Genomic DNA, 24,127 nt, shown 5'->3' on the forward strand with positions numbered 1-24,127 from the left:
AGACGGGCCCAGTCCCGGCCGGCCCCGTAAGGCGCTCGCAAGGTAGCAATTCCTTAACGACGACGCTTAACGAAAAGCCTTGAAATCGCTGTCCGCCCGCGGAGCTTCCGTTACAGTCCTGCATTGTGAAGACATCCTTTTTCAACGGGGGAATGTCATGATCCGCAAAAGCTCCGCATCGCTGGCGGCAGTCGCGATGCTTGCCAGCGTCTGTGAAACCGCCGCAGGCGGCCGCGCGCTCGAATGCTACGAGCCGATCCACAGGCCGGCACTTTACGATACCCTCTACGAGGACGTGATGCTGAACCCTGGCGGACAGGTGGTCGACTACGACGCGCCGATTTACGGCACCTATCAAGGCGTGGAGCAGATCGCGCCGCCGCGCGTCACCTACGAGACCGCGCCGGCGGTCACACGCACGGTCTACCACACTGTCAAGGTCGACGATGGCGGCTATGCCTGGGAATGGCGCGTCATCCATGGCCGCAAGGTGCTGTGCAAGGTATGGCGAAAGGCCCGCTATGCGCGCGTCGCCGAGACGGTCGTGGTCCAGCCGGAGCGCGTCCGGCGCGTCGTTCAGCCGGCGGAATATGAAGCGGTTGCCCACGAAGTGCTGGTGCGGCCGCAACAAGTCCGCATCCGGGAAATCCCGCCGTCTTACGGGACGGTAGCGCGTAGGGTGGTGGTGCGGGAAGGTTCGACCAGCTGGCGGCGCGTGCACATTCCGCGGCATTGCCAGGATTAGCCGGTACTTCGCCTACGGGTTGCAGCCGGCCGGGCGGTGGTGTCGCGCGCCGGCCGGAGCTGTCCCCGGGTCAGGCGAGGTCGATGTCGAGGATCGCCATTGAGAAATTGTAGTCGCCGTCGTCCTCGTCCTTGAAGACGATGCCGAGGAATTCGTCGCCGACATAGACTTCGGCCGAGTCTTCCTTGCGCGGACGCGCCTTCACCTGCAGCTTGGGATTCTGGAAGACGCGCTTGAAATAGGCGTCCAGCTTTCTGATTTCGTCAGGCTTCAAAAGACTTCTCCGAAATGTCGGCTTAATTCATGGAACGCGCTTCTGACACGCCGACGATGGCGATGTAAAGGCAAGCCGACAGGATAACACGTGACAACCGGCACTTGAAAACCGGGGCCGGATTCCGGTCACCAGGCGGGCTGACAGTCTCAGATGTCGAAGCTGACCACGTGGTCCATGCTCTGCGACGGCAGGAGCTGGTCCATCTGTCGCGAGGGCTGGTCGCAGCCGGTTTCCCCCACGACCCGCGCCGGCACGCCGGCGACCGTCTTGTTGTGCGGCACGGGCGACAGCACCACCGAACCGGCGGCAATCTTCGAGCAATGACCGACCTCGATATTGCCGAGAATCTTGGCGCCGGCGCCGATCAGCACGCCGCGGCGGATCTTCGGATGACGGTCGCCATTGGCCTTGCCGGTGCCGCCCAGCGTCACGCCGTGCAGGATCGACACGTCATCCTCGATGACCGCCGTCTCGCCGACGACCAGCCCGGTGGCGTGATCGATAAAGATACCCTTGCCGATGCGAGCGGCCGGGTTGATATCGGTCTGGAACACCGACGACGACCTGCTCTGCAGGTAGAGCGCGAAGTCCCGGCGGCCATGGTTCCATAGCCAGTGCGCCAGACGATGCGTCTGGATGGCGTGAAAACCTTTGAAATAGAGCACCGGCATGATGAAACGGTCGCAGGCCGGGTCGCGATCGTAATAGGCCTGGATGTCGACGCGCACCGTCGTGCTCCAGTCAGGATCGTCGTCCAGCATCGCCTTGAACGTTTGGCGGATGAGATCGGAGCCGATATCCTGGTGATCAAGGCGCTCGGCAAGCCGGTGGATCACCGCTTCTTCCAGGCTCTCCTGGTTGAGGATCGTCGAATAGAGGAAGGCCGCCAGCAACGGATCGCGGTTCACCGCCTCCATCGCTTCATCGCGGATCGACCGCCAGATCGGATCGACCGGCTGCACCCTGCTGGGGCGGGCAATCGTAATGCTGTTCATCGACGCTCTCCGGCCTTCCTCATTCTCCGGCGGCACATATAGGCCACATCATAGCACGGTTGAACTCAATTTTCCTTAGTGCTTTGTCAAATGGACCTGGTTCACGCAAATTCAAGCGGCGATGGAAAACGAACCCTTGATCGGGAGCGCATTCGAAATCGCCTCGATTGTCGTCTCCCCAAACGTAGGAAACGGTCACAGTCCGGCGTCAGACCTCACTGCGGCAATGCCGTTCCGGCCTGTTCCGCCACCATGTAAGCGGCGTACCAGTCGGGCCAGTTCTTGTCGTACTGTCCGCCAGCGCGTTTCTCATGTTCGCCGTGTGCCGCCGCGGCCCGCCGCAGCGCGGCCGCGAGTTCCGGGGATGAAGTGAACGTCGTATCACCCGCATCGACGCGCCCGGGCAAGCGCTGGGTGATCTCCTGCAGCAGCCAGCCATTGCCGTCCGGATCGCTGAATGTGACGAACGAGGAATAGCTGCGCCCCTCCGGATGCCGGCCTTTGATCGGCGGCTGGCCGGGGCCGTCGCGGTGGAAGATGTCGCTTGCCTCGACGCCACGCGCCACGAGTTCAGCCCGGGCCGCTTCAATATCGGACACGATCAGATAAAGCACTTTCGCCGAACCAGGCGCGGCCGATGTGAGGCCCGTGCCGAATTGGATCGAACATGGCGAACCCGGCGGCGTGAACTGCACGACCCGGAACGCGTCGCCGACCACGAAGTCGGCATCGAGCCTCCAGCCCAAGCCGGCATAGAAGCCCTTGGCTCGATCGACATCGGCAACTGGGATGACGACCGCCTCCAATTTCATGTCGATCGTGCCAGGTTTCGTCCCGCCGGTCATGTCACGCTCCTTGGGTTCGATCTCGGCAGCTTCCCTCCGTCGCGCATTTTGGTCAATCGGATACATATGCTCTTGAAGCCGGCGGCGACTTGCGTTGTCCTGCCAGCCTTAGCCGCCCGGAAAAATTCGTCATGGAAAAAGAGACGCTGATCGATGTTGCGCTGAAAGCCGAGCTTTGCGCCCTCTATCAGGCCGGGGACCGGCACTATCACAACCTCGCCCATATCGAGGCCATGCTGGCGCTGGCTGAAGAATACCGAGACCTGCTCGACGACCCGGGCGCCGTCGAAGCGGCGATCTGGTTTCATGACGCGATCTATGACAGCCGCGCCAAGGACAATGAGGCAAAAAGCGCAGACCTGGCCGAGAAAAAGCTTGCCGGGCGCGTCGATCCTCATCGCCTAGCCCGCATAGCGGCGATGATCAACGCGACCGCCACCCATCAATTGCCGCCATTGCGCGACGAGGGCGCGCTCAACGATGCGGCCCTTTTGCTCGACATGGATCTGGCGATCCTCGGCGCCGAACCCGCGGTGTTCGATGCTTACGAGAAGGCGGTCCGGCTGGAATATGGCTGGGTGGACGAGCCGATGTGGCGCGCGGGCCGGGCGGCCGTCCTGAAGAGTTTCCTCGCCCGTCCGCACATTTTCCATACGACCGAGTTCCGGGATCGGTTCGAGGCGCAGGCCAGGGAAAATCTCGGCCGTTCACTGCAAGCCCTGCAAAATCCGCCCTGATAGGCCCATACTCCCGCGGGGCTTTGCCCCTATGCCCAAATTCAAGGCACTGCGATCACTATCGAACGTGAACCGCTCTGGGATGGCCGTCACCATGGAAAACAGCTTCCACCAACCCGTCGACGCCGCGCAGGTGCCGCGCTTTGCCGGGCTTTCCACTTTCATGCGGCTGCCGGCCGTGCCGAGCGCGAAGGGGCTCGACATCGCCCTTGTCGGAATTCCCTGGGACGGCGGCACGACCAACCGGGCCGGCGCCCGCCACGGTCCGCGCGAAATCAGGAACCAGTCGAGCCTGATGCGCCGGGTCCACCATGTCTCGGGAACCGAACCGTTCTCCATCGCCAATATTGCCGATGTCGGCGACGTCTCGGCCAATCCGATCAACCTGCTCGACGGGTTGAAGCGCATCGAGGACGGCATTGCCGCGATCGTGGCCGACGGTGCCCTGCCGCTTGCTGCGGGTGGCGATCATTTGACGACGCTGCCGGTGCTGCGCGCGGTGGCCCGCAAGCGGCCGGTCGGCATGATCCACTTCGATGCGCATTCCGACACCAACGACCGCTATTTCGGCGACAATCCCTACACGCACGGAACGCCTTTTCGTCGCGCGATCGAGGAAGGGCTGCTCGATCCGAAACGGACTGTCCAGATCGGGATCAGAGGCTCGATCTATGAACCGGGCGAACACGATTGGGCGACCGCTCAGGGCGTGCGCATCATCTATATGGAAGAATTCGTCCGGCGCGGCGTCGCTTCGGTCATGCAGGAAGCGCGCGATCTAGTCGGCAACAGCCCGACCTATGTGACGTTCGACATCGATTGCATCGACCCGTCCATGGCTCCCGGCACCGGCACGCCGGAGATCGGCGGTTTCACGACACGCGAGGCGCAGGAGTTGGTTCGATTTTTGGACGGATTGAATTTCGTCGGCGCCGATGTCGTCGAGGTCGCGCCTCCCTTCGACGTCGGCGGCATGACGGCGCTGGCCGGCGCGACGATGATGTTCGAGCTGCTGTGCGTCATGGCGAGGTCCCTCGCCGACAGGAGGGCGCAGGGCTAGCGCGACGAGCAGATCGACCATTTGTCAGCCCAGCAGCGCCGCGCTCAGAGCGGGTTTTCGGCGTAGAACTCGAGCACGCGCTGTTTGAAGCTCTTGTCGCCGACGGCAAGCATGTGGTCGCGTCCCTCGATGTGAAAGGCCCTGGCGTTAGGCATGAGGGCGGCAAGCTCGTCCGGCGAGCCGCCGATGTCATCTTTGGTGCCGACGGCGATCAGTGTCGGCTGGGCGATGCGGGCCATGTCATCCTCGCTCAGCAACTCGCGCGACTTTGCGATGCAAGCCGCAAGCGCGCGACGATCGCTGCGCGTCTGATCCGCGAAGGCGCGAAAGGAGCGCCCGCGCGGATGCGTGGTCTGGGAAGGGTCTTCCGCCAGCAGGGCCGCCGCGATAGGATCCCAGTCGCCGACCCCGTCGATCATGCCGATGCCGAGGCCGCCGAACACCAGCGTCGCCACCTTCTGCGGATCGGAGAGCGCCAGGAAAGCCGAAACGCGCGCGCCCATCGAATAACCCATGACATGCGCGCGCTCGATGCCGAGATTATCAAGCAGCGCGGCCGCATCGGACGCCATCTTGGCCGGCGTGTAATCGGCCTCGTCATAGCTCTTCGACGACGAGCCATGGCCGCGATGGTCGAAAGCGATCGCCCGGTGGCCGGCGTCGTTCAGCGTCTTGAACCAGCCCGGCGAGACCCAGTTGACGTAGTGGCTCGAGGCAAAGCCATGGATCATCAGCACCGGGTCGCCCTGCCCCGAGGCCGGTTGGCGATCGAGATAGGCAAGTTCGAAACCGTCATGGGAAAAGAACTGCATCGGCAGATTTGCTTTTCAGTTGGCGCCAGTACCGATAGCCGGGTGGCGCAACAGATCGCCTTCCTTGATGCCGTCCCTGGCGGCTGTGCCGGCCTTGAGCTCAAGCACGAAGCGCACAGGTTGTCCCGGCGAGATGATCGCTTCGGATTCGGGCTCGCCGCGCTTGATGGCTTTGATCCTGCCATCCTCACCGATGAAGATCAGGTCGAGCGCCATCGGCGTGTTCTTCATCCAGAAGTCCACCTCGTCCGTTCTTTCGAAGACGAACAGCATGCCGTGATCGTCGGCCATGGTCTGGCGAAACATCAGTCCCGCCTCGCGTTCGGCAGAGGTATCGGCGATCTCGATGGAGAAGGAACGCTCTCCCGAACCGGTCGACACCACAAGCGGCGTCCGGTCGATCGGCAGCAGCATCGCATCCGCCGAACTTGGCTTCGCAGCGATGAAACAGGCGGCGAAAACGATCGCGGCGCAGAATATGCCCGCAGTCAGCCATTTGCGATGAACCATGCGTACCTCGTCCAGACGCTCGTCCTAAACCATCGTCCGGACAAGTGGAACCGGTTTTCGGACAAGATGGTCGCGCCGCGGCAAAGGGACCTCTCGACTGAGTCGAGAGACCTCAGTGCGAGACCGACAAGGTGCCCATATCGGGGTGGATTTCGGCGGCCATAAGGCCTTTGTCGCCGCGCCCGAACCGAACGAGCACGACTTGGCCGGGCCGGAGCTCGGTTATGCCATAGCGCCGCAGCGTCTCCATGTGGACGAAGATGTCTTCCGTCCCCTCGCCCCGCGTCAGGAAGCCGAAACCCTTGGTACGGTTGAACCACTTGACCAAGGCTCGCTCAAGGCCGCTCTCCGGGTTGACGGTGACGTGGGTGCGCTGTTCCTGCTCTGCCGGGTGGACGGCCGTCGAAGCATCCATGGAAAGGACGCGGAAAGCTTGCAAGCCGCGCTCGCCCTGTTTGACCAGGCAGACGACCCGCGCGCCCTCGAGCGCCGTCTGGAAACCGTCCCTTCGAAGACATGTCACATGGAGGAGAATATCACCCGAGACGCCGTCGTCCGGAAGAATGAAGCCGTAGCCCTTGGCCACGTCGAACCATTTGATAGCGCCGGCGATTTCGACAAGCTCGGCGGAGTCGCCGCCATTGTCCCGCTGCAAGGCGTCGTCAAGGCTTCCGTCCCGCCTCGTGAAAGAGGCTTTTTCCCCCATAAGAATGCCCCCTTTTTTCCAACTGAACTGCAACTGATTCTTGCCAAGAGATTAACACTGCGGCTTCCGGGGTGTGCAAGGGCTGACGTGCCTTTTTTCACCGTTCAGCACCGGAAAGGCTGAAATGTCCTTTGCCGGCGCTTCCGGAAGCCGAAATCGCAAGGCCTGAAGTCGACCGTGCCGCCGCTATTGTCGGACGATTGCCCTTTCCCCGGACGGCTCCTATGGTGCCTTCCAACCCCAACACTTTGAGGAAGCCGCCATGCGCTATCTGCACACAATGGTCCGCGTCGCCGATATCGACCAGTCGCTCGATTTCTACTGCAACAAGCTCGGCCTCAAGGAGGTGCGCCGCTACGAGAACGAGCAGGGCCGCTACACGTTGATCTTCCTCGCCGCGCCGGAAGACGAGCAAAGCGGCATCCATGAGAAGGCGCCGCTGATCGAATTGACCTACAATTGGGACCCGGAGGACTATAAGGGCGGCCGCAATTTCGGCCACCTCGCCTATGAGGTCGACGACATCTACGCAACCTGCCAGAAGCTGATGGACAATGGCGTGACCATCAATCGTCCGCCGCGCGACGGCAACATGGCTTTTGTCCGCTCGCCGGACGGCATCTCGATCGAGCTGCTGCAGAAAGGCCCGGCCAAGGCGAAGGCCGAACCATGGGCCTCGATGCCGAACACGGGCGTCTGGTAAATCCACCCCGATTTGACCGGGGGCAGCTAGCGTTTCGCCCGGCGCTGCCTATCTATCCGCGATTGGCGCCAGCCTCATCCAGGCTGGCGTCTCTTCATCCGCCAGGAGAATTTCATGCTGACCAGCCGCGCCGATGTCGCCACCGAACATGCCAGCCGCTACCTGCAGCAGCTCTGCAAGCACTGGTCGCATAAATTCCCGGTCGAGTTCGACCCGCAGCACGGCGCTATCCAGCTCTCGATCGGCCGCACCGTGATGGATGCCGACGATCGTGCCCTGCACATCGCTGTGGCCGCCGACGATGAAGCGTCGCTGAAGCGGCTGGAGAGCGTGGTCGCCGACCATATCAAGCGCTTCGCCTTCCGCGAGGAATTGAGCTTCGACTGGCAAAAGGCCGCCTGAGCCGGAGCAATTCCCGGAAAAGTGCCTTGGACAGTCAGCCGCCGGCCTTGCCGGCCATGTCGAGCAGGGCCAGCACGCTGCGCCAGTTGCGTGCCGTGCCCGGCACCTTCAAGGTACGCGGGATGAGGTTGGCGAACACCGATTTGCCGAGCCCGTCCGGCGCATGGAGGTAAAGCACGTCGCCCTTGATCTCGAAGCGCTCGGGGCCGGAGCATTTGTCGGCGAGCCGCTTCGTCTCCTCGGCGGTCGGCTCCCGTTCCAGCGCATAAGCGTGCAGCTTGGTCGGCTCGCCGGCGACCTCGGGATAGGGATTGTCCTTCACCAGCCGCTCGAACCAGCCGGCATCACGCACCATGATGCGCGAATGAAAACCCCACGTCTTCTCGAAGGCAGCCTCGATCTCCTTGGTCAGCGCCCCCACGTCCCCCTTCTTCGCCCGGAACACGACATTGCCGCTCTGCACATAAGTCGCGACATCGCCGAAGCCGAGACTTTCGAAGAAGGCTTTGAGCTCCTCCATTTTGACGATGCGGTTGCCGCCGACATTGATGCCGGAAAATAGCGCGACGAAAACGGGGCCCTTCATATGATGAACCCCGCCAGCGTCTCGTTGTCGGTGATATCCTGATATTGCACGCCTTCGGCGTCAAAATTGGCTTTCAGCAGGTCGAAATTGCGCCGGTCCTTGGTCTCGATGCCGATCAGCACCGAGCCGAAATTGCGCGCCGACTTTTTCAAATACTCGAAGCGGGCGATGTCGTCGTCGGGACCGAGCATTTCGAGGAAATCGCGCAGCGCGCCCGGCCGTTGCGGGAAGCGGATGATGAAATACTTCTTCAACCCCTCGAAGCGCAGCGCCCTCTCCTTCACGTCCGGCAGCCGCTCGAAGTCGAAATTGCCGCCGGAGACGACCGCGACGATGGTCTTGCCCCTGATCTCTTTGCGCGAAAAATCCTTGAGCGCGTCGATCGCCAGCGCGCCGGCCGGCTCCAGCACGACGCCCTCGACATTGAGCATCTCGATCATGGTGGCGCAGAGCCGGTTCTCCGGAACCAGCCGCACGGCATCGGCGGTGAAGTCCTTGAGATGGCGCAACGGCTCGCGTCCGATCTCGGCCACCGCGGCACCGTCGACAAAATTGTCGACCTTGGCGAGCTTGACCCGCTTGCCGCCGGCAAGGCTCTCGCGCAGGCTCGGCGCGCCCGCCGGCTCGCAGAACACGAAACGCGGATCGCGATGCTGGTCGGCGAAATAGTGGGTCACACCGGCGGCGAGGCCGCCGCCGCCCACCGGCAGCATGACGATGTCGGGCACGCGCCCGCCCGGCATCTGGGCCGCGATCTCGTAGGCAACCGTCGCCTGGCCCTCGATTATGTCCTTGTGGTCGAAGGGCGGCACCATATGCGCGCCGGCGGTTTCGGTGAATTCGAAGGCGGCGCGGTAGCAATCGTCGAAGAAGTCGCCGACCAGCCTGATCTCGACGAAATCGCCGCCGAACAGCCGCGTCTTGTCGATCTTCTGCTGCGGCGTCGTCACCGGCATGAAGACAACGCCTCGTCTGCCGAAATGGCGGCAGACGAAGGCAAAGCCTTGGGCGTGATTGCCTGCCGAGGCGCAGACGAACAGCTCGGCATTGTTGCCGGCGGCGAGCGCCTTGCGGAAGAAGTTGAACGCGCCCCTGATCTTGTAGGAGCGCACCGGCGTCAGGTCCTCACGCTTCAAAAGGATGCGCGCGCCTGTCTTCTTCGACAGGTAATCGTTCTCCTGCAGCGGCGTTTCCGGAAAGATTTCGCGGATCGCCTCGGCGGCAGCGGCGACGCGAGAAGAGAAGCTGTTCAATAGAAGTCCCTCATTTGGTCTCGGCGGTACGCCAGGACAGCCATATCCCGCGCCTGCAATCTTCCTGCCGCCGTTTTGGCTTTCGCGCAACAGTGCGATGGCCGTCGCCCGACGCTGAGCCAATTTCCGCTGGACACGACTTACTTTAGCCGCACTTCGGCTGTCCGGGAGATTTCCGCGGAGGTTGGACGGCCAATCGTGGCCGGAGTGGAATGCCAGTGAAAGTGTCGACGTGCGGTTGAAGACAATTCTGATCATTGCCTTTGCCCTGCTGATAGCAGGCTGCGCGGGCCAGCAGACGCAGGAAATCCTGGGCAGCGTCGTCGTGCCGACGACGGCGACCGAGATCGCCGGCAACCACTCGATCTTCATCGCCACGACCCGCAAGCGCTCCGACGACCCGAACAAGGTTTTTGACGGCGAACGCTCGGCGACCCTCAACTATGCGCGTGTCAACGTCACCGTTCCCCCCATTCACCAGACCGGCCAGATCGAGCGCCGTTCGCGCGGCAAGTCGAACGACCCGACGAAATACTTCATGGCCTCCGAAGTCGTCGGCTACGACACGCAGCCGAAATTCGCCAGCGCCCTCAACACCGACATCGACGCCCGCGGCGGCCGCGTCATGGTTTTCGTCCACGGCTACAACACCGGCTTCGACGACGCCGTCTACCGGCTGACCCAGATCGTCCACGATTCCGGCTATCCGGGCACGCCGGTGCTGTTTTCCTGGGCCTCCGGCGCCAAGACCACCGACTATGTCTATGACAAGGAAAGCGCCGCCGCCGCCCGCGACCAGCTAGAGGTGACGTTGCGGATGCTGGCGCAGACCGGCGCCCGGCGCATCGACATTGTCGCCCATTCGATGGGAACCTGGGTGACGATGGAGACGCTGCGCCAGCTTGCCATCACCGGCGACCGCGATCTCGGCGGCAAGCTCGGCGACGTTGTGCTCGCCTCGCCCGACATCGATGTCGATGTGTTCAAGAGCCAGATGCGCCGCTACGGCAAGCCGGACAAGCCCTTCATCCTGCTCCTGTCGGACGACGACCGGGCGCTGCGGCTCTCCGGCCTGATCGCCGGCGCGCGGCCGCGCGTCGGCGACTATCGGGATGCCGCAGATCTCGCCTCCTATGGCGTCACGGTGGTCGACCTCTCCAAGATCAAGGGCGTCGACAGTTTCAACCACACCAAATTCGCCGACAATCCGATGATGGTGCAGATGATCGGACAGCGGCTGCGCGAGGACGATGGCTTTGCCAGCGATCGTGATGTGACGGACCGCATCCGTCAGCTGGCTGCGCAGTAACCGTATCGGTGCGGGTTCCGCGCCGCAGGGACTTTGAACTGGACCCGGCCGCTCTCTGGCTTTATCGCAGTAGCAAGAGATGTTGCCGCCCTTGGGGGACCCCGGGTGATTGCGCATGTGAAGATCGTTGTCGGCCTTGCCTTCACGCTCGCCCTCGCCGGCTGCGCCGGTCCCACGCATGATCTTCTCAACCGCAAAACAGTTACAGCGCCTGCCTCCGACATCGCCGCCACGCATGAGATCTTCGTCGCCACCACCCGCCAGCAGGCGACCAAGGATCCGCGCCAGGTCTTCGACGGCGACCGTTCGCTGACCACCAGCTACGCCCGCGTCGACGTCACCGTGCCGAAGATCCACCAGGTCGGCGCGATCGAGCGCGCCAAGGGCTCGGCAGACTCCAATCCGGCCAAGCAGTTCACCGCCACCGACGTCGTCCACTATGGCGACGCGCGGCAATTCGCCAAGGCGGTCGGCGCCGACATTTCCATGCGCGGCGACCGCGCGCTGGTGTTCGTGCACGGCTTCAACAACGGTTTCGACGACGGCATCTACCGCATCACGCAGATAGCGCATGACACCAAATATCCCGGAACGCCGGTGCTGTTCTCATGGGCATCGAGCGCCAAGGCGACCGGCTACATCTATGACAAGGACAGTTCGACCGCCGCGCGCGACGATCTCGAGGCGACGCTGCGGATGCTTGCCAAGACACGCGTCAAGAGCATCGACATCATCGCCCATTCGATGGGCACCTGGCTGACGATGGAGGCGCTGCGCCAGCTCGCCATCACCGGCGACCGCGATCTCGGCGGCAAGCTCGGCTATGTCATCCTCGCCTCGCCCGACATCGACGTCGATGTCTTCAAGAAGCAAATGATCCGCTACGGCAAGCCGGACAAACCCTTCGCCATCCTGCTTTCGGGCGACGACCGGGCGCTGAAGCTGTCGAGCTTCATTTCCGGCGACAAGCCGCGCGTCGGCGACTACGGCAACGCCGCCGATCTTGCCGATTACGGCGTGACGGTCGTCGACCTGACCCACGCCAAGGGCGGCGACGGCCTGAACCACGCCAAATTCGCCGATAACCCGATCCTGGTGCAATTGCTGGGCAACCGGCTGCGCACACCGGCCGGGCTTGCGTCGGACGAGCCCGATCCGACGCAGCTCAACAATATCGGCCAGGGCCTCGGCAAGGCGGTCGGCTCGGTCGCCGAGGTCGTCATCACCACGCCGTTCAGGGTCTTGACCATCGCTACCGGCGGATAGCTGACGCTCAGATAAAAAGATCGACCTTCTGGAACGTCGTCACGTCGACCAGGCCGACGTCCGAGATCCTGAGCTCCGGAATGACCACGAGCGCCAGCAGCGAGTGCTGCATATAGGCGTTGTTGAGCGAGCAGCCTACCTTGCGCATCGCCTCGGTCAGTTGATCGGCCTTGGCCGCGACGATCTCGGCGCGTTCGTCGGACATCAGGCCGGCGATCGGCATCTCGACGAGCGCCAGTTCCTTGCCCTCGGAATAAAGCACGACGCCGCCGCCCACCTCGCTCAGCCGGTTGACGGCCAAGGCCATATCCCCCTTGTTGGTGCCGACGACGATTATGTGGTGCGCGTCATGCGCCACGCTGGACGCCATTGCGCAGTCTTTCACATAGCCGAAACCGGAGACGAAGGCGTTGGTGACGCCGCCCGTGCCGCGATGCCGCTCGACCAGGGCGATCTGGCAGATGTCGTTGCGGCGATCCATGGCGACCAACCCGTCCTCAACCGCCAGATCGGCTTCCAGAGCCCGCGTCGGCGCCTGGTTCTCGATCACGCCGATCACCCGCGCCCGCACCTCGTTGGCGCCCGCCGGCGCGGAAATGTCAAAATCCTTCGCCGCGAGTTTCTTGCCGAGCTTGACCGTGTTCTTCGCGGATTGCGGATAGTCATAGGCGGGGATGTGGATCTCGAGCTTGCCGGCCTTGGCCAGCCTGAGGCCGCGGCCATAGACCTCATCTATGGTCATCCGGGCAAGGTCCGAAACGATCAGCAGATCGGCCAGCCGTCCGGGCGCGATGGAGCCGATCTCGCGCTCCAACCTGAAATGCTGCGCCGTGTTGAGCGTCGCCATCTGGATCGCCGTCACCGGCTTCAGCCCTTGGCTGATGGCATGCCGCACCACCCGGTCCATATGACCTTCATGCACAAGCGTGCCGGAATGGCTGTCATCGGTGCACAGGATGAAGTTGCGCGGGTCGATGCCGCCTTCGGTCACCGCCTTGATCTGCGCTGCGACGTCGTACCAGGCCGATCCCAGCCTCAGCATTGCCTTCATGCCCTGGCGCACCCGCGCGATCGCGTCCTCCGCGCGCGTGCCTTCATGGTCGTCCTCCGCTCCGCCGGCGACATAGCCGTGGAAGGGCAGGCCGAGATCGGGCGATGCATAATGCCCGCCCACCGTCTTGCCGGCCCTGACCGTCTCGGCGATCTCGCCCGACATCACCGGATCGTTGGCAGCGACGCCGGGGAAATTCATCACCTCGCCAAGCCCGATGATATTTTCCCAGGTCATGGCCTCGGCGACGTCGGCGACCGTCAATTCGGCGCCGGCATGCTCCAGCCCCGGCGCCGACGGCACGCAGGACGGCATCTGCACATGCACGTTGATCGGCATCGCGACCGCCTCGTCATGCATCAGGCGCACGCCCGGCAGTCCAAGCACATTGGCGATCTCGTGCGGATCGATGAACATCGAGGTCGTGCCGTGCGGGATGACCGCGCGGCAGAACTCCGTCACCGTCACCATGCCGCTCTCGACATGCATATGCGCGTCGCAAAGGCCGGGCACCAGATAGCGCCCGCCGGCATCGACGACCTTCGTCCGCTGCCCGATGGCATGGCTGGCGTTCGGCCCGCAATAGGCGAACCGGCCGGCTGCGATCGCGATATCGGTGCCGGAGATGATCTCGCCCGAATGGACGTTCACCCAGCGACCGTTGCGGATGACCAGATCGGCCGGCTTTCGGCCCATCGCGACGTCGACCAAATGTGTCGCCACTTCCGTCCACGGCTTTGGCTTTGCGGCGCTGGTCGGCTTGGCGTTCGTCATGGGCTTGAGTCCTCTGCGTAGGTCACTTTGGCAAATGTCGGCGTCCGGAGCCAGAGCGTCAGGTCGTAAACCACTGTTGCAGAGATGCAATTCCGTTTCGTTGCGAATGGGGCTAGTCTGCTTCGAGGAGTCGTTCGAAACCGCCATTTCGGAGCGATCGATGCGTCGACTGACGCTTGCCAGTGCCGGCTTTCTTGTCCTGCTGTCCGGCTTTGCCTGGGCAGCGGACCTGGGCACTAATCTGCCGATGACCGCGCCTGGTTTCGACTGGACCGGCTACTATGCGGGCATGCAGGCCGGCTATGGCTGGGGCCGCTCCGACATCAGCGTCGAGGGCGGTTCGGTCAAGCCCGACATCGATGGCGGTTTCGTCGGCGGCCATGTCGCGGGGCTCTGGCAGTTCGACCAGGCTGTGATCGGCGCCGAGGCGGATCTTAACTACGCCTCGATCGACGGCACCGCCGAGGCCGGCCCGGCAAACACATTCGGCACCGACATCAAATGGTTCGGATCGATCGATGCCAAGGCTGGCTACGCCATGGATCGCGTGCTGATCTACGGCATCGGCGGCGTCGCTTTCGCCGGCATCGAGACCTCGCAGGCAGCAGGCACGGCCTTTGCCCAAACCCACACCAGCACCGGCTGGACGCTCGGCGCCGGCGTCGACTATGCCTTGACCAACAATGTCGTCGTCGGCGCGCAATACCGCTACTACGATTTCGGCAAGGAGCATTTCGATGCGCCGGACACCTTCGCCGACCGCGACCAGGACGTGAAGCTGCAGACGCTGGGCGTGAATTTCAGCTATAAATTCTAGGGTTTGCGGCACCGCGACGATGCGCACCCCCCTCTCGCATGTTTTGAAAATTCAGGTGGCCGGCGCCCGCAGGGGGCGGGGGAATGGGTAGGGGCCTGATGGACGCCGGCCTCGGCGGATCGATCCGCCGAGGCGCAAACATTAGCGCTCCCAGGGCAGGCCGTAATAGCGTGATCGCGCCACTTTCCCACCGCCCTGCCCGCCTAGCGGACATGCTTGGCTGAACGGTTAGGATCGGTCCGAAGCCATCTTTCCTTCAGGCATGGCCTCGAGGCACTCCTCCAGCCGCCGCAGCCGGGCCTTTTGCCAGCGCAACGTGTGGGCGACCTCGTGCAGGTTCCATTTGGCCTTCGAATTGGCGGCCTCGATCAGCCCTCGTTCGAGCCGACCGATCTCCCTGCGCAGCTGCTGCGCCTCCTCCTCCCGCAGTCCCCTGATCCAGCCTGGCCCACGCATGGTTCCACCATCAAAGCCGGCCATAGACTCGCACATAAAGGCTAATGGGATCAGTTCGGAGAAGTTGGCATTTTAAATATCACTAATATTAAATCTGCACTTGAGAACGGGCCGGACGGCGGCATAAAGCGCAGCCGATCCGAAACATGGCTTGACGGCTCATATCTGGCATCTGAAAAGGGCACGCCTGCGGACGTGGCGGAATTGGTAGACGCAAGGGACTTAAAATCCCTCGATCTCTGATCGTACGGGTTCGATTCCCGTCGTCCGCACCACCCTTCGCTCTTCGACGAGTCCTCCGAAGCCTTGGCGAAGGAGGAGCTTCGGATGGCAGGCCACCTCCAACGCGCGATCGGCTCAACCTTTCATCGGATTGAGCTTCAGATGCTGGATCAGGATGATCGTCTTGGCATCGACGATGCGGCCGTCGGCGATGCCGGCCAGCGCCTCGTCCAAGGGCATTTCCAGAACCTCGATGTCCTCGCCTTCTTCCGGCGCACCGCCCCCGTCGGAAATACGGTCGGCCGGCGAATAGCGCGCGGTGAAGAACCAGAGCCGCTCCGTCACGCTGCCCGGGCTCATGAACGGCGAAAACAGCCGCTCGACATCCTTCAGGTGATAACCCAGTTCCTCCTCCGCTTCCTTGCGGATGGCGGTTTCGGGATCGTTCTCGTCGAGCAAGCCGGCGCAAGCCTCGATCAGCGGCTCGTGGTGGCCTACGGCGTAAGCCGGGAAGCGGAATTGACGCACCAGGAGGACGGTCGAGCGCTGCGGATCGAAGGGCAGGATCACGGCGCCGTCGCCGCGATCGTAGGTCTGGCGGGTCTGCGTCTCCCATCGCCCGTCGCGGCGGCGATAGTCGAGCACCGTCTTCTTCAGCACCGCCCAGTCGTCCGAAAGGACCTCCTGCGAACGGATGCGAATGCGATCTTCCATGACGACCTCCGTATTGGTTGCAAAGGCGTAGCGGTGAAAGGTGTCGCAGGCAATCCAGGAAACCGACTGGCCTGGTATCCGACTGGCCTCGAAACCGATTGGTCCAGCGGGGGAGTCTCACCGGCTCGTGTCTGGCGCGTCGCGCCGCGACTGCCTAGATAGCGGTATCTCTCCAGGAGCCCGTTTCACATGACGTCATCGCTTTTCCAGCCGATCACCCTCGGCGGCCTCACCTTCCCCAACCGCATCGCGGTTGCCCCCATGTGCCAGTATTCGGCCGAGGACGGCTCGGCCAGCGATTGGCATCTCCATCACTGGATGAACTTGGCAATGTCGGGCGCCGGCATGGTGACCGTCGAGATGACCGATGTCGAGCGACGCGGGCGCATCTCGCATGGCTGCCTCGGCCTCTATTCGGACGACAACGAGGCGGCCGCGAAGCGTACGCTCGACGCCGCCAGGCGCGTCGCCGCGCCCGCCACGAAATTCGGTGTCCAGCTTGCCCATGCCGGCCGCAAGGCCTCCAACCGCAAACCCTGGGAAGGCGGCGGTCCGCTGCAGCCGGGCGAAGATCCCTGGCAGACGGTTTCTGCCTCGGCCATCGCCTACGACACGGGCTGGAACGTGCCGCATGCGTTGGAGGAGGACGAGATCCTGGAGCTCATTGCACGTTTTGCGCAATCGGCCGTGCGCGCCGAACGGGCCGGCTTCGACTTTGCCGAACTGCACGCCGCGCATGGCTATCTGATCTTCCAGTTCCTCTCGCCGCTCTCCAACCAGCGTCCCGACCGTTGGGGCGGGTCGCTGGAAAACCGCATGCGCTTCGCTCTCGAAATCGCCAGGGCGGTGAGAAAGGCCGTCCCGTCCATGATGCTGGGGGCGCGCCTTTCGGTTAAGGAATGGGTCGAAGGCGGTTTCGACATCGAGGACGCAATCGAGGTGGCCAAAGCGCTGAAGGCCGAGGGCATCGCCTATATCTGCTGCTCCAGCGGCGGCAATTCGCCCCTGCAGCAGGTGCCGCCCGGTCCCGGCTACCAGGTGCATCTGGCGGAGGCCGTGCGCAACGGCGCCGGCATTCCGACGCGCGCCGTGGGGCTGATCGACGATCCGAGCCAGGCCGAGGCGATCGTCGCCGACGGCCGTGCCGACATGGTGGCGCTGGCGCGCGCATTCCTCGCCGACCCGCGCTGGGGCTGGCGCGCGGCCGCCGCCTTCGGTGAGGAAATCCATCCCGCGCCGCAGCTGGCACGTTCGGTGACGACGATGCGGCATTGGATGAAGGCCGCCGGCTAAAGCAATTCCAGGGAAAGTGTGACACGGTCAGCCTCGGCGGCTTCGCCGTGGCTTTCCGTCCGAATTGCGTCAAAACAAAACCGGAAATCGGCCGGGTCCTGAGACGTTTGGGCGCAGGATCCTCGCCACAACTGCAACCAATTTGGCCGCTTTACGTTGGCGGCCATGATGGACAACAAACCCTTTGAAAAGCCGGTGGTGGTCGAGCTCGGCCATGTCGGCAAATACCGCCAGATAAGCAGCACCCGCGAGGCCGCCGAGTGCCTGATGACCGTTTGGCCGCTCAATCGCGGCGATCGCCATCGTTATGCTCTCGACACTTGCCTCAAAGCGCTGGAAGGTTATCGTTCGACAGCGGACGCGCGTCGCGCCCTTGTCGAGGCAGCCAGGGAATCGGAAGTTCTGGTTCCCGAAGACAGGCTGCCCGACGGAAAGCTGCACTGAGCACGCTTCTTAACCGGAGGATTCCATGGCGAAGCTGACTTACAAGATCGTCGAGCATGATGGCGGCTGGGCCTACAAGGTCGGCTCGACATTTTCCGAGACTTTCCGCACGCACCAGGAGGCGCTGCGCGCCGCCGAGATCGCCTCGTCCGAACAGCAGGTTGCCGGCACCACCGACGGCATCCAATATGAGGACGCCGAAGGCACGTGGCACGACGAACTCGCCGACGGCCGCGACCGCCCGCAAACCGAAGTCTCCGACTAAGCGAGTTGGAACCGCCCCGCGACCGGCGAAGCCGGAAGGCCTCGCACCGGCCGCTGGTGGCTATGCGGCACTACTTACCGCAGTAGTTATCGTTGACGTTCTGTTGCGAGTTGGCATCCGGACCGGGTGTGTTGTGGGCGCACGGCCCCATGCCACCGGTATGGCCATAGGTGGTCAGCCCGGAGCCGCCATTGATGCTGCCTGTGGTATAGGGATCTACCTGCTGCCTCGTGTCGGGGCGATGATCGCGGTGCCACCACCACCAGTCATCGGATGACTGCGCCATGGCTGCGCCACCCATGGCCAGCACCAGCGCCGAAGCTGCAATGAGTCTTGTAATCATTGGATTCTCCATTCTCTTGATCGCCAAAAAAACGGGCGCCAAGGCCCTGGCGACACCAACGAAACCCTGGGTTGGGTGCGAAGGTTCCCCTGGAAATTCCGGGTAGGACAGAATGTCCGACACATTTGCGTGACGCCGCGTGAAGAGCCGCGAGCCCCCCGCCAAGGTCAATTGCGGTCAATGCGCGAAAGCGCGCGCGGCGATACGCTGGACGAAGGCCACGACCCGTTCGGGGTCCGTAAATTGCGGCATGTGGCCCAGGCCTTCGATCCGCTCAAAGTCGAGGGCGTCGATCTTGTCCAGCATCGGTTGGCCATGGACCGCCTCGCCGATTACCTGGTCGCCGGTGCCGAACAGAATGCCTGCCGGCATCGCAATTTCGCGGTAAGACCGTTCGATTTCGCCAAGATCCCGTTCCACGGCCACGACATCGGTGGAGGTGGCGAAATAGTGGGATGGACGCAGCCCAAGCCATCCGCCGCCGCCGATCATGTAGTCTGCCGGAACCGCTTGCGGCGCGAAAATGAACCGCAGCGTCGGCTGCGCGTAACGGAGGCTGAGCGGTATCGCCACCGTATAGGCCAGGACACGGCGCAGCAGTCGTGACGGAACATAGAGCAGGTCAAATCCCTGACGCCCCCTCGCTTCCTGATGCGTCAGCGGCGAGAGCAGCGCGATGCCGGAAATCGCTGTCGGATGGCCGGTCGCCAGCGCAAGCGCGATGGCCCCGCCGAGCGAATGGCCGACGACCAAAGGCCGCTCCAGGCGCAATTCCTCGATGAAGCGCCGCACGATGTCAGCCTGCTCGGGCAGCCGGCCGGTGGCCCCGGTTGCCCGAACTGAATAGCCCGACCCCGGCCGGTCGAGGGCGATCAGCCGGTAGCCAGGACCGAAGCGGCCGAACAGCGTCTGGCGGAAGTGGTGGAGTTGAGCGCCCAGCCCGTGCACAAAGACGATCGGCCTGCCGTCGCCCTCTTCCACATAGTGGATGCGGTTGCCGTCGATCTCGACGAATTTGCCGCAAGCCGGCACCAGTCTTTCGGCCTTTGCCGCAATCCGCCAGATCGCAACTGTCACGGCCAGCACGGCAAGCGCCGCCGCGATGAGTAAGCCGACGAGCAACCACAGGACAAACGACATCAGCATGTTTTCACCCCAGCCGACCGACCGCACCATATCCGCAACGGCCGCCGCCACAAGCACTGATCCGGCTTTCGCATTGCGGCCGGCCGCGGGCCGCGTTATCTCAGGCGACCTTTGCTGCCGGAGCCCGCCATGCCTGAAATCGTCACCGCCGCCATGCTCGTCATCGGCGACGAAATCCTCTCCGGCCGCACCAAGGACAAGAACATCGGCCATCTCGCCGATATCATGACGGCGATCGGCATCGACCTGAAGGAAGTGCGCATCGTCCCCGACGAGGAAGACGAGATCGTTGCGGCGGTGAATGCCGTGCGCGCCCGCTACACCTACGTCTTTACCACCGGCGGCATCGGCCCGACGCATGACGACATCACCGCCGACTCCATCGCCAAGGCCTTCGGCGTGCCTTGCGAATACGACGCCAAGGCCTATGCGCTGCTCGAAGCAAGCTACGCCGGGCGCGGCATCGAGTTCACCGAAGCGCGCAAGCGCATGGCGCGCATGCCGCGCGGCGCCGACCATATCGACAATCCCGTCTCGGTCGCGCCGGGCTTCCGCATCGGCAACGTCCATGTCATGGCCGGCGTGCCGTCGATCTTCCAGGCCATGCTCGACAATGTGGTGCCGACGCTCAAGGCGGGCACCAAAATGTTGTCGGCCACGGTGCACTGTCCCTTCGGCGAGGGCCTGATCGGCGGGCCGCTGGCCGAGATCCAGAAGGCGCATCCAGGCACCATCATCGGCTCCTATCCCAAATATGGCGACGGCAAGTTCTGGACCGAGCTCGTTGTCCGCGCCCGCAGCGAGGAAGCGCTCGAGGCCGCGCGCAAGGACGTCGAGGCGATGGTGGCGGGCTTGGCCGAGGCAGGCTGATCCGCGGCTGGAACCAGTCAATGCGCTGAGGCGTTCCCTTGCCGCGCGGATGCGCGGGGTAAACAATTGAGGGACCAGCCATGCGCTTCAAGACGATCGTGGCCATTTTGCAGAACGAACAGGACGCCGAGCGCGTGCTCGATTGCGCCCTTCCGCTTGCCGAAAGATTCGAGAGCCATCTCGTCGGCATCCATGCCGAGGCGCTTCCCGTGCCCTACACATCGGCCACGGGCTTTCCCGACACCGAATTCCTGCAGGTCTCGGCCGAGATGAACAAGGAGCGCGCCGACAAATTGCAGGCCTATTTCCTCAAGCGGATCGAGGAATCCGGCCTCTCCTTCGAATGGCGAAGCCTGGAGAGCTTTTCCGGCGACAGCGCGCTGACCGGCATATCGAGCGTGCGCGCCGCCGATCTGATCATCGCCGCGCAGCGTGACACCGGCGGCGATCCGAGCGCCGATGTCGACACGCTGGTCTACGATGCCGGCCGGCCGGTGCTGGTCGTGCCGCATGACGGCCCGCTGGTGACAACCTTCAGGCGTGTGTTGCTGGCCTGGAACGGCAGCAAGGAAGCGGCCCGGGCCGCGTTCGATGCCCTGCCCTTCATCGCCGAGGCCGACAAGACGGACATTCTCGTCATCGACCCGCCGGAGACACTCGATGAATCTCCGGAAGCCGCCGGCGCCGAGATCGCAGCGGCGCTGTCGCGTCACGGTGCCAATGTCAGTGTCTCCGTGCAGAAATCGGATGGCTCCTCGGTGGACGATATCATCCAGTCGCGGATAACCGAGTCCGGCGCCGATCTTCTGGTGCTCGGCGCCTACAGCCACTCGTGGCTGCGCCAGCTTCTGTTCGGCGGCGTCACCCGCACGGTGCTGCGCACGACGAATGTGGCGGCCTTCCTGTCGCGGTGAAGGTAGGTCTCGAACCCGTAAGCGGTTTCGAGGCTGTCAAGCAAAGCGCATCGCTTCAATTCGTCTCAGCGCGACGCGCATTGAGTCCACAGCCCCTCCCCTTGCCAAGCCCGGCGCTTTCCAGCTAATTCCGCCTGCATTCCATTGTTTCTGCGCGCTGACGGCGCGCGCTTGCGGAGTGCGCGAACATGTCCCTTCCCGAAAAAGCCTTTCCCGTCTCCTGGGACCAGTTCCACCGCGACGCCCGCGCGCTTTCCTGGCGGCTGTCCGGCGCCAACAAGGGACAATGGAAAGCGATCGTCTGCATCACGCGTGGCGGCCTGGTCCCCGCCGCCATCATCGCGCGCGAGCTCGGCATCCGCGTCATCGAGACTGTGTGCGTCGCCTCCTATCATGACTACACCAGCCAGGGTCAGCTGCAGGTCCTGAAGGAGATTTCGCCTCCGCTGCTCGCCGATGACGGAGCCGGCGTGCTGATCATCGACGACCTGACCGACACCGGCAAGACGGCCGGCATAGTGCGCGCGATGATGCCGAAGGCGCATTTCGCGACGGTCTATGCCAAGCCGAAGGGCCGTCCGCTGGTCGACACGTTCGTCACTGAGGTCAGTCAGGACACCTGGATCTACTTCCCGTGGGACATGGGCTTCACTTACCAGAAGCCGATCGCGGACGATCACGCCGGCTGAACGGCCATTTTGTTTTCCAGAGAATCTGCCTTAAACTTGGGTCGTGTAGTCGTGCCAAGGAGCACGACTACTTTGCAGGATTGACTTTTCTGGTGAGATTTTCCGACGGAGTGAAGTTTTTTACTTTTAAAGCTCATAATTCGCCGTAAGATTCGTAAGGTGGCAAACGATTCTGGAGGCTGGGGCAGCTTCTTACCATGTTGACGAGGCCGAGGACGCACAACCAGATGGCCGAAAGAGTCCGGCGGCTCTTCGGCGTTGCGCCTTGTCGCCTGCAGGTTGCCGCCTTGCCTTGGCGCGAGAGTGAGAACGGCGTCGAGATCATGCTTATCACCAGCCGCGACACCGGTCGCTGGGTGCTGCCCAAGGGTTGGCCCGAGGCCAGGGAACCGCTTTGCGAAGCCGCCGCTCGCGAAGCAGGCGAGGAAGCCGGACTGCGCGGCTCCATATCGCATGTTGAAGCCGGCCGCTATTTCTACGCCAAAGTCCTCGCCTCCGGCGAGGAAGTGCCTTGCGAGGTACTGGTCTTTCCGCTGCATGTCGACCGCGTCGCGGATCGCTGGAAAGAGAAGCGCGCGCGAACGCGCAAATGGGTTGGCCCGAACGAAGCCATCCGGATGGTCAACGAACCCGACCTCTGCCAGATCATTGCCGGCTTCTGCGCCGCGCCGCGCAAGTTCGCCTGACCCGCTCAGGCAAGGCCAAAATCGTCGGAACTGAGCCGGGTCCAACGATCGCCCATCAACCCGCCGATGAAAATGTCGCCGGAGCGGACCGCTTCGATGACCTCGGCGATGCGCGAGCGGACCATCGTGCCCCCGGCATAGCGGAAGAAGACGTCCTTGTGGCCGAAGAGTTGCGGCATGAACCGGTTCTGCGTCTGCCCGGCAATGCCGACGCAGCCCATCTCCCGCGCAGCCGCGATGAGACCGTCCAGCGTCGCTCCCCAATGGGATCCGGATGCCTGGATTTGCAATAGGTTCGCGATGCCGCCGGCCTGGCCGTAGAAGGCGTAGCAGCCCAGCATCCTGCCCGTTTCGTCGTAAGTCCCGCCGAAATGAAGTGGCCCGTCGGCCCGCTTCTCGGCCGCCAGCGCGAGCAGCCGCGGCAACTCCTCGCCCCTCCAACTCGGCCGAAGGGAGTAATCGGTCATGAGGGCAGACAGTCGCTCCGCAAATTGGGCCGCATCGATCGGCTCCCGGTGGATCCGTTGGGATGACGAATGCTGGGCCGATGGCTCGAACCTTCTTCTTGCAAGAGCGTCGAACGCTCTCGCGCAAGGATCGAGCGCCAGGCGAGGCAGCCCGGGCCATTTACGGCGCAGCACGGCGGCGGCCATGGCGCCCGGCCGGAAAATACAGGTCCACTCCAGGCAATGCACCGGCAGCAGCTGATACTTCATCGGGCGCGCGAACGCCAAGGATGTCCGGTTGGCGGAATCGGTCAGGTACAGGTCGAATTCACCCTGATGCAGGGCACGCAGCAATTGCGGGCCGGCCCAACCGTGATCGATGCTGGAGTCGGTCATGAAGGGACCGATGATGGCCGCGCTCAATGCCCTTCCATTGAGTTCATAGCGGGCTTTCAGAACGCCCATGAAGCCACCCAAGCGGCCCTGCGGGTTGATCTGGACAAGCGCCTTGCTCTCATCCCCGTCCAGGTAAAGCCCCCTCATATAGTCCGCCGTCTGCGCGATCGCTCGATCGCGTTGGCGGCGACGATGGCGAAACTTCATCAGGAACAGCGCGGCGACCTGCTCGAGATCCTCGGCGGTTAAAGGCCGAACCGAGCCATGCTGGGATTCCAGTGGCGCAACCACCTGTCCCGGACTCGCGGAAACAAGATTCATCGTGATTGCCTATACGAAAGCGCTAAAGGCGGTCGTGCTTCTCAAAGGAAATCTCCGCCTGGTCGGCTTCCTGC

Annotated in this window: 29 protein-coding genes and 1 tRNA gene; 16 read left to right on the plus strand and 14 right to left on the minus strand. The window is 63.3% G+C overall.

Annotated elements, in window-relative coordinates:
- The first annotated feature begins 157 nt into the window (after positions 1-157).
- Entirely contained in the window at positions 158-745 is a 588-nt protein-coding gene (locus tag FJ423_RS06655; protein WP_140840249.1) for a hypothetical protein, read from the plus strand.
- Between the two features lie 70 nt (positions 746-815).
- On the opposite strand, the gene FJ423_RS06660 is transcribed toward FJ423_RS06655, so the two are convergent.
- The 3 genes from FJ423_RS06660 to FJ423_RS06670 all read right to left on the minus strand — a co-directional run bounded on the left by FJ423_RS06660 (position 816) and on the right by FJ423_RS06670 (position 2,862).
- Positions 816-1,019 carry a DUF3126 family protein gene (locus tag FJ423_RS06660; protein WP_027166457.1) on the minus strand — a complete coding sequence of 68 codons (204 nt, stop codon included), beginning with the start codon at positions 1,017-1,019 and terminating at the stop codon, positions 816-818.
- Positions 1,020-1,168: 149 nt separating this feature from the next.
- Positions 1,169-2,017 (minus strand): serine O-acetyltransferase, encoded by an 849-nt coding sequence (gene cysE, locus FJ423_RS06665; protein WP_095765150.1) that lies wholly within the window; start codon positions 2,015-2,017, stop codon positions 1,169-1,171.
- Between the two features lie 215 nt (positions 2,018-2,232).
- Complete coding sequence (locus FJ423_RS06670; protein ID WP_140840251.1) at positions 2,233-2,862, minus strand: VOC family protein; 630 nt, start codon at positions 2,860-2,862, stop codon at positions 2,233-2,235.
- Between the two features lie 131 nt (positions 2,863-2,993).
- On the opposite strand from FJ423_RS06670, the gene FJ423_RS06675 reads away from it, so the two are divergent.
- Both FJ423_RS06675 and speB read left to right on the plus strand, forming a co-directional pair.
- The gene (locus FJ423_RS06675) at positions 2,994-3,599 is read left to right on the plus strand and encodes a hypothetical protein (RefSeq protein ID WP_140840252.1); all 606 of its coding nucleotides are present in this window, start codon (positions 2,994-2,996) and stop codon (positions 3,597-3,599) included.
- Between the two features lie 94 nt (positions 3,600-3,693).
- Positions 3,694-4,659 (plus strand): agmatinase, encoded by a 966-nt coding sequence (gene speB / locus FJ423_RS06680; protein ID WP_140840254.1) that lies wholly within the window; start codon positions 3,694-3,696, stop codon positions 4,657-4,659.
- Positions 4,660-4,703: 44 nt separating this feature from the next.
- On the opposite strand, the gene FJ423_RS06685 is transcribed toward speB, so the two are convergent.
- The 3 genes from FJ423_RS06685 to FJ423_RS06695 all read right to left on the minus strand — a co-directional run bounded on the left by FJ423_RS06685 (position 4,704) and on the right by FJ423_RS06695 (position 6,687).
- Positions 4,704-5,471 (minus strand): alpha/beta hydrolase, encoded by a 768-nt coding sequence (locus FJ423_RS06685; protein ID WP_140840256.1) that lies wholly within the window; start codon positions 5,469-5,471, stop codon positions 4,704-4,706.
- Positions 5,472-5,486: 15 nt separating this feature from the next.
- On the minus strand, positions 5,487-5,981 hold the full coding sequence (locus FJ423_RS06690) for a DUF192 domain-containing protein (RefSeq protein WP_140840257.1): 495 nt from the start codon (positions 5,979-5,981) through the stop codon (positions 5,487-5,489).
- A 112-nt stretch (positions 5,982-6,093) separates the two neighbouring features.
- The gene (locus FJ423_RS06695) at positions 6,094-6,687 is read right to left on the minus strand and encodes a cold-shock protein (protein ID WP_095765583.1); all 594 of its coding nucleotides are present in this window, start codon (positions 6,685-6,687) and stop codon (positions 6,094-6,096) included.
- A gap of 262 nt (positions 6,688-6,949) precedes the next feature.
- On the opposite strand from FJ423_RS06695, the gene gloA reads away from it, so the two are divergent.
- Both gloA and FJ423_RS06705 read left to right on the plus strand, forming a co-directional pair.
- Positions 6,950-7,390 carry a lactoylglutathione lyase gene (gene gloA / locus FJ423_RS06700; protein ID WP_095765146.1) on the plus strand — a complete coding sequence of 147 codons (441 nt, stop codon included), beginning with the start codon at positions 6,950-6,952 and terminating at the stop codon, positions 7,388-7,390.
- A gap of 114 nt (positions 7,391-7,504) precedes the next feature.
- On the plus strand, positions 7,505-7,792 hold the full coding sequence (locus FJ423_RS06705) for a DUF2218 domain-containing protein (RefSeq protein ID WP_140840259.1): 288 nt from the start codon (positions 7,505-7,507) through the stop codon (positions 7,790-7,792).
- 34 nt (positions 7,793-7,826) lie between these two features.
- On the opposite strand, the gene FJ423_RS06710 is transcribed toward FJ423_RS06705, so the two are convergent.
- Together FJ423_RS06710 and ilvA are read right to left on the minus strand one after the other, a co-directional pair.
- A complete protein-coding gene (locus FJ423_RS06710; RefSeq protein ID WP_140840261.1) occupies positions 7,827-8,378 on the minus strand; it encodes a DUF1697 domain-containing protein in 552 nt (183 codons plus the stop codon).
- Positions 8,375-9,631 carry a threonine ammonia-lyase IlvA gene (gene ilvA, locus FJ423_RS06715; RefSeq protein ID WP_140840262.1) on the minus strand — a complete coding sequence of 419 codons (1,257 nt, stop codon included), beginning with the start codon at positions 9,629-9,631 and terminating at the stop codon, positions 8,375-8,377. Before ilvA ends, FJ423_RS06710 begins: the two co-directional genes overlap by 4 nt.
- A gap of 232 nt (positions 9,632-9,863) precedes the next feature.
- Here ilvA and FJ423_RS06720 point away from each other — a divergent pair, with 232 nt between their 5' ends.
- Positions 9,864-10,940, plus strand: a complete 1,077-nt coding sequence (locus FJ423_RS06720; protein WP_140840540.1) for an alpha/beta hydrolase — start codon at positions 9,864-9,866, stop codon at positions 10,938-10,940.
- A 105-nt stretch (positions 10,941-11,045) separates the two neighbouring features.
- Positions 11,046-12,206, plus strand: a complete 1,161-nt coding sequence (locus FJ423_RS06725) for an alpha/beta hydrolase (protein ID WP_140840264.1) — start codon at positions 11,046-11,048, stop codon at positions 12,204-12,206.
- A gap of 7 nt (positions 12,207-12,213) precedes the next feature.
- Here the strand turns inward: FJ423_RS06725 and ade are convergent, their stop codons facing one another.
- Complete coding sequence (gene ade, locus FJ423_RS06730; protein WP_140840266.1) at positions 12,214-14,031, minus strand: adenine deaminase; 1,818 nt, start codon at positions 14,029-14,031, stop codon at positions 12,214-12,216.
- Between the two features lie 160 nt (positions 14,032-14,191).
- Here ade and FJ423_RS06735 point away from each other — a divergent pair, with 160 nt between their 5' ends.
- Complete coding sequence (locus FJ423_RS06735) at positions 14,192-14,848, plus strand: outer membrane protein (RefSeq protein ID WP_140840268.1); 657 nt, start codon at positions 14,192-14,194, stop codon at positions 14,846-14,848.
- A gap of 228 nt (positions 14,849-15,076) precedes the next feature.
- Here the strand turns inward: FJ423_RS06735 and FJ423_RS06740 are convergent, their stop codons facing one another.
- Positions 15,077-15,304: a hypothetical protein gene (locus FJ423_RS06740; protein ID WP_140840270.1), complete on the minus strand. Its 228-nt coding sequence runs from the start codon at positions 15,302-15,304 to the stop codon at positions 15,077-15,079.
- A gap of 189 nt (positions 15,305-15,493) precedes the next feature.
- Here FJ423_RS06740 and FJ423_RS06745 point away from each other — a divergent pair.
- Positions 15,494-15,579, plus strand: a tRNA-Leu gene (locus FJ423_RS06745).
- 82 nt (positions 15,580-15,661) lie between these two features.
- Here the strand turns inward: FJ423_RS06745 and FJ423_RS06750 are convergent.
- A complete protein-coding gene (locus FJ423_RS06750) occupies positions 15,662-16,240 on the minus strand; it encodes an NUDIX domain-containing protein (protein WP_095765140.1) in 579 nt (192 codons plus the stop codon).
- 189 nt (positions 16,241-16,429) lie between these two features.
- Here FJ423_RS06750 and FJ423_RS06755 point away from each other — a divergent pair, with 189 nt between their 5' ends.
- The 3 genes from FJ423_RS06755 to FJ423_RS06765 all read left to right on the plus strand — a co-directional run bounded on the left by FJ423_RS06755 (position 16,430) and on the right by FJ423_RS06765 (position 18,242).
- Positions 16,430-17,533 carry an NADH:flavin oxidoreductase/NADH oxidase gene (locus FJ423_RS06755; protein WP_140840272.1) on the plus strand — a complete coding sequence of 368 codons (1,104 nt, stop codon included), beginning with the start codon at positions 16,430-16,432 and terminating at the stop codon, positions 17,531-17,533.
- Between the two features lie 165 nt (positions 17,534-17,698).
- Complete coding sequence (locus tag FJ423_RS06760) at positions 17,699-17,977, plus strand: DUF982 domain-containing protein (RefSeq protein WP_095765138.1); 279 nt, start codon at positions 17,699-17,701, stop codon at positions 17,975-17,977.
- Between the two features lie 25 nt (positions 17,978-18,002).
- Positions 18,003-18,242: a DUF2188 domain-containing protein gene (locus FJ423_RS06765; RefSeq protein ID WP_095765137.1), complete on the plus strand. Its 240-nt coding sequence runs from the start codon at positions 18,003-18,005 to the stop codon at positions 18,240-18,242.
- A 70-nt stretch (positions 18,243-18,312) separates the two neighbouring features.
- Here FJ423_RS06765 and FJ423_RS06770 read toward each other — a convergent pair whose 3' ends face one another.
- Both FJ423_RS06770 and FJ423_RS06775 read right to left on the minus strand, forming a co-directional pair.
- Entirely contained in the window at positions 18,313-18,585 is a 273-nt protein-coding gene (locus FJ423_RS06770) for a hypothetical protein (RefSeq protein ID WP_140840273.1), read from the minus strand.
- Between the two features lie 177 nt (positions 18,586-18,762).
- Positions 18,763-19,782, minus strand: a complete 1,020-nt coding sequence (locus FJ423_RS06775) for an alpha/beta hydrolase (RefSeq protein WP_246680100.1) — start codon at positions 19,780-19,782, stop codon at positions 18,763-18,765.
- Positions 19,783-19,860: 78 nt separating this feature from the next.
- On the opposite strand from FJ423_RS06775, the gene FJ423_RS06780 reads away from it, so the two are divergent.
- The 4 genes from FJ423_RS06780 (at position 19,861) to FJ423_RS06795 (ending at position 22,890) form a co-directional block, all read left to right on the plus strand.
- Positions 19,861-20,601 (plus strand): competence/damage-inducible protein A, encoded by a 741-nt coding sequence (locus FJ423_RS06780; protein WP_140840278.1) that lies wholly within the window; start codon positions 19,861-19,863, stop codon positions 20,599-20,601.
- A gap of 80 nt (positions 20,602-20,681) precedes the next feature.
- Positions 20,682-21,515 (plus strand): universal stress protein, encoded by an 834-nt coding sequence (locus FJ423_RS06785; RefSeq protein ID WP_140840281.1) that lies wholly within the window; start codon positions 20,682-20,684, stop codon positions 21,513-21,515.
- Positions 21,516-21,703: 188 nt separating this feature from the next.
- Positions 21,704-22,204 (plus strand): xanthine phosphoribosyltransferase, encoded by a 501-nt coding sequence (gpt, locus tag FJ423_RS06790; protein ID WP_095765134.1) that lies wholly within the window; start codon positions 21,704-21,706, stop codon positions 22,202-22,204.
- Positions 22,205-22,401: 197 nt separating this feature from the next.
- Complete coding sequence (locus FJ423_RS06795) at positions 22,402-22,890, plus strand: NUDIX hydrolase (RefSeq protein WP_095765133.1); 489 nt, start codon at positions 22,402-22,404, stop codon at positions 22,888-22,890.
- A 5-nt stretch (positions 22,891-22,895) separates the two neighbouring features.
- Here FJ423_RS06795 and FJ423_RS06800 read toward each other — a convergent pair whose 3' ends face one another.
- Positions 22,896-24,053: a hypothetical protein gene (locus FJ423_RS06800; RefSeq protein WP_140840283.1), complete on the minus strand. Its 1,158-nt coding sequence runs from the start codon at positions 24,051-24,053 to the stop codon at positions 22,896-22,898.
- Between the last annotated feature and the right edge of the window lie 74 nt (positions 24,054-24,127).

The sequence above is a fragment of the Mesorhizobium sp. B2-8-9 genome (assembly GCF_006439475.1).
In the GTDB taxonomy this organism is placed as follows: Bacteria; Pseudomonadota; Alphaproteobacteria; order Rhizobiales; family Rhizobiaceae; genus Mesorhizobium.

Coding starts and splice junctions, on each gene's coding strand:
- FJ423_RS06655 (WP_140840249.1), top strand. CDS start 158: ATGATCCGCAAAAGCTCCGCATCGCTGGCGGCAGTCGCGATGCTTGCC.
- cysE (WP_095765150.1), bottom strand. CDS start 2,017: ATGAACAGCATTACGATTGCCCGCCCCAGCAGGGTGCAGCCGGTCGAT.
- FJ423_RS06670 (WP_140840251.1), bottom strand. CDS start 2,862: ATGACCGGCGGGACGAAACCTGGCACGATCGACATGAAATTGGAGGCG.
- FJ423_RS06675 (WP_140840252.1), top strand. CDS start 2,994: ATGGAAAAAGAGACGCTGATCGATGTTGCGCTGAAAGCCGAGCTTTGC.
- speB (WP_140840254.1), top strand. CDS start 3,694: ATGGAAAACAGCTTCCACCAACCCGTCGACGCCGCGCAGGTGCCGCGC.
- FJ423_RS06685 (WP_140840256.1), bottom strand. CDS start 5,471: ATGCAGTTCTTTTCCCATGACGGTTTCGAACTTGCCTATCTCGATCGC.
- FJ423_RS06690 (WP_140840257.1), bottom strand. CDS start 5,981: ATGGTTCATCGCAAATGGCTGACTGCGGGCATATTCTGCGCCGCGATC.
- FJ423_RS06695 (WP_095765583.1), bottom strand. CDS start 6,687: ATGGGGGAAAAAGCCTCTTTCACGAGGCGGGACGGAAGCCTTGACGAC.
- gloA (WP_095765146.1), top strand. CDS start 6,950: ATGCGCTATCTGCACACAATGGTCCGCGTCGCCGATATCGACCAGTCG.
- FJ423_RS06705 (WP_140840259.1), top strand. CDS start 7,505: ATGCTGACCAGCCGCGCCGATGTCGCCACCGAACATGCCAGCCGCTAC.
- FJ423_RS06710 (WP_140840261.1), bottom strand. CDS start 8,378: ATGAAGGGCCCCGTTTTCGTCGCGCTATTTTCCGGCATCAATGTCGGC.
- ade (WP_140840266.1), bottom strand. CDS start 14,031: ATGACGAACGCCAAGCCGACCAGCGCCGCAAAGCCAAAGCCGTGGACG.
- FJ423_RS06735 (WP_140840268.1), top strand. CDS start 14,192: ATGCGTCGACTGACGCTTGCCAGTGCCGGCTTTCTTGTCCTGCTGTCC.
- FJ423_RS06740 (WP_140840270.1), bottom strand. CDS start 15,304: ATGCGTGGGCCAGGCTGGATCAGGGGACTGCGGGAGGAGGAGGCGCAG.
- FJ423_RS06750 (WP_095765140.1), bottom strand. CDS start 16,240: ATGGAAGATCGCATTCGCATCCGTTCGCAGGAGGTCCTTTCGGACGAC.
- FJ423_RS06755 (WP_140840272.1), top strand. CDS start 16,430: ATGACGTCATCGCTTTTCCAGCCGATCACCCTCGGCGGCCTCACCTTC.
- FJ423_RS06760 (WP_095765138.1), top strand. CDS start 17,699: ATGATGGACAACAAACCCTTTGAAAAGCCGGTGGTGGTCGAGCTCGGC.
- FJ423_RS06765 (WP_095765137.1), top strand. CDS start 18,003: ATGGCGAAGCTGACTTACAAGATCGTCGAGCATGATGGCGGCTGGGCC.
- FJ423_RS06770 (WP_140840273.1), bottom strand. CDS start 18,585: ATGATTACAAGACTCATTGCAGCTTCGGCGCTGGTGCTGGCCATGGGT.
- FJ423_RS06780 (WP_140840278.1), top strand. CDS start 19,861: ATGCCTGAAATCGTCACCGCCGCCATGCTCGTCATCGGCGACGAAATC.
- FJ423_RS06785 (WP_140840281.1), top strand. CDS start 20,682: ATGCGCTTCAAGACGATCGTGGCCATTTTGCAGAACGAACAGGACGCC.
- gpt (WP_095765134.1), top strand. CDS start 21,704: ATGTCCCTTCCCGAAAAAGCCTTTCCCGTCTCCTGGGACCAGTTCCAC.
- FJ423_RS06795 (WP_095765133.1), top strand. CDS start 22,402: ATGTTGACGAGGCCGAGGACGCACAACCAGATGGCCGAAAGAGTCCGG.
- FJ423_RS06800 (WP_140840283.1), bottom strand. CDS start 24,053: ATGAATCTTGTTTCCGCGAGTCCGGGACAGGTGGTTGCGCCACTGGAA.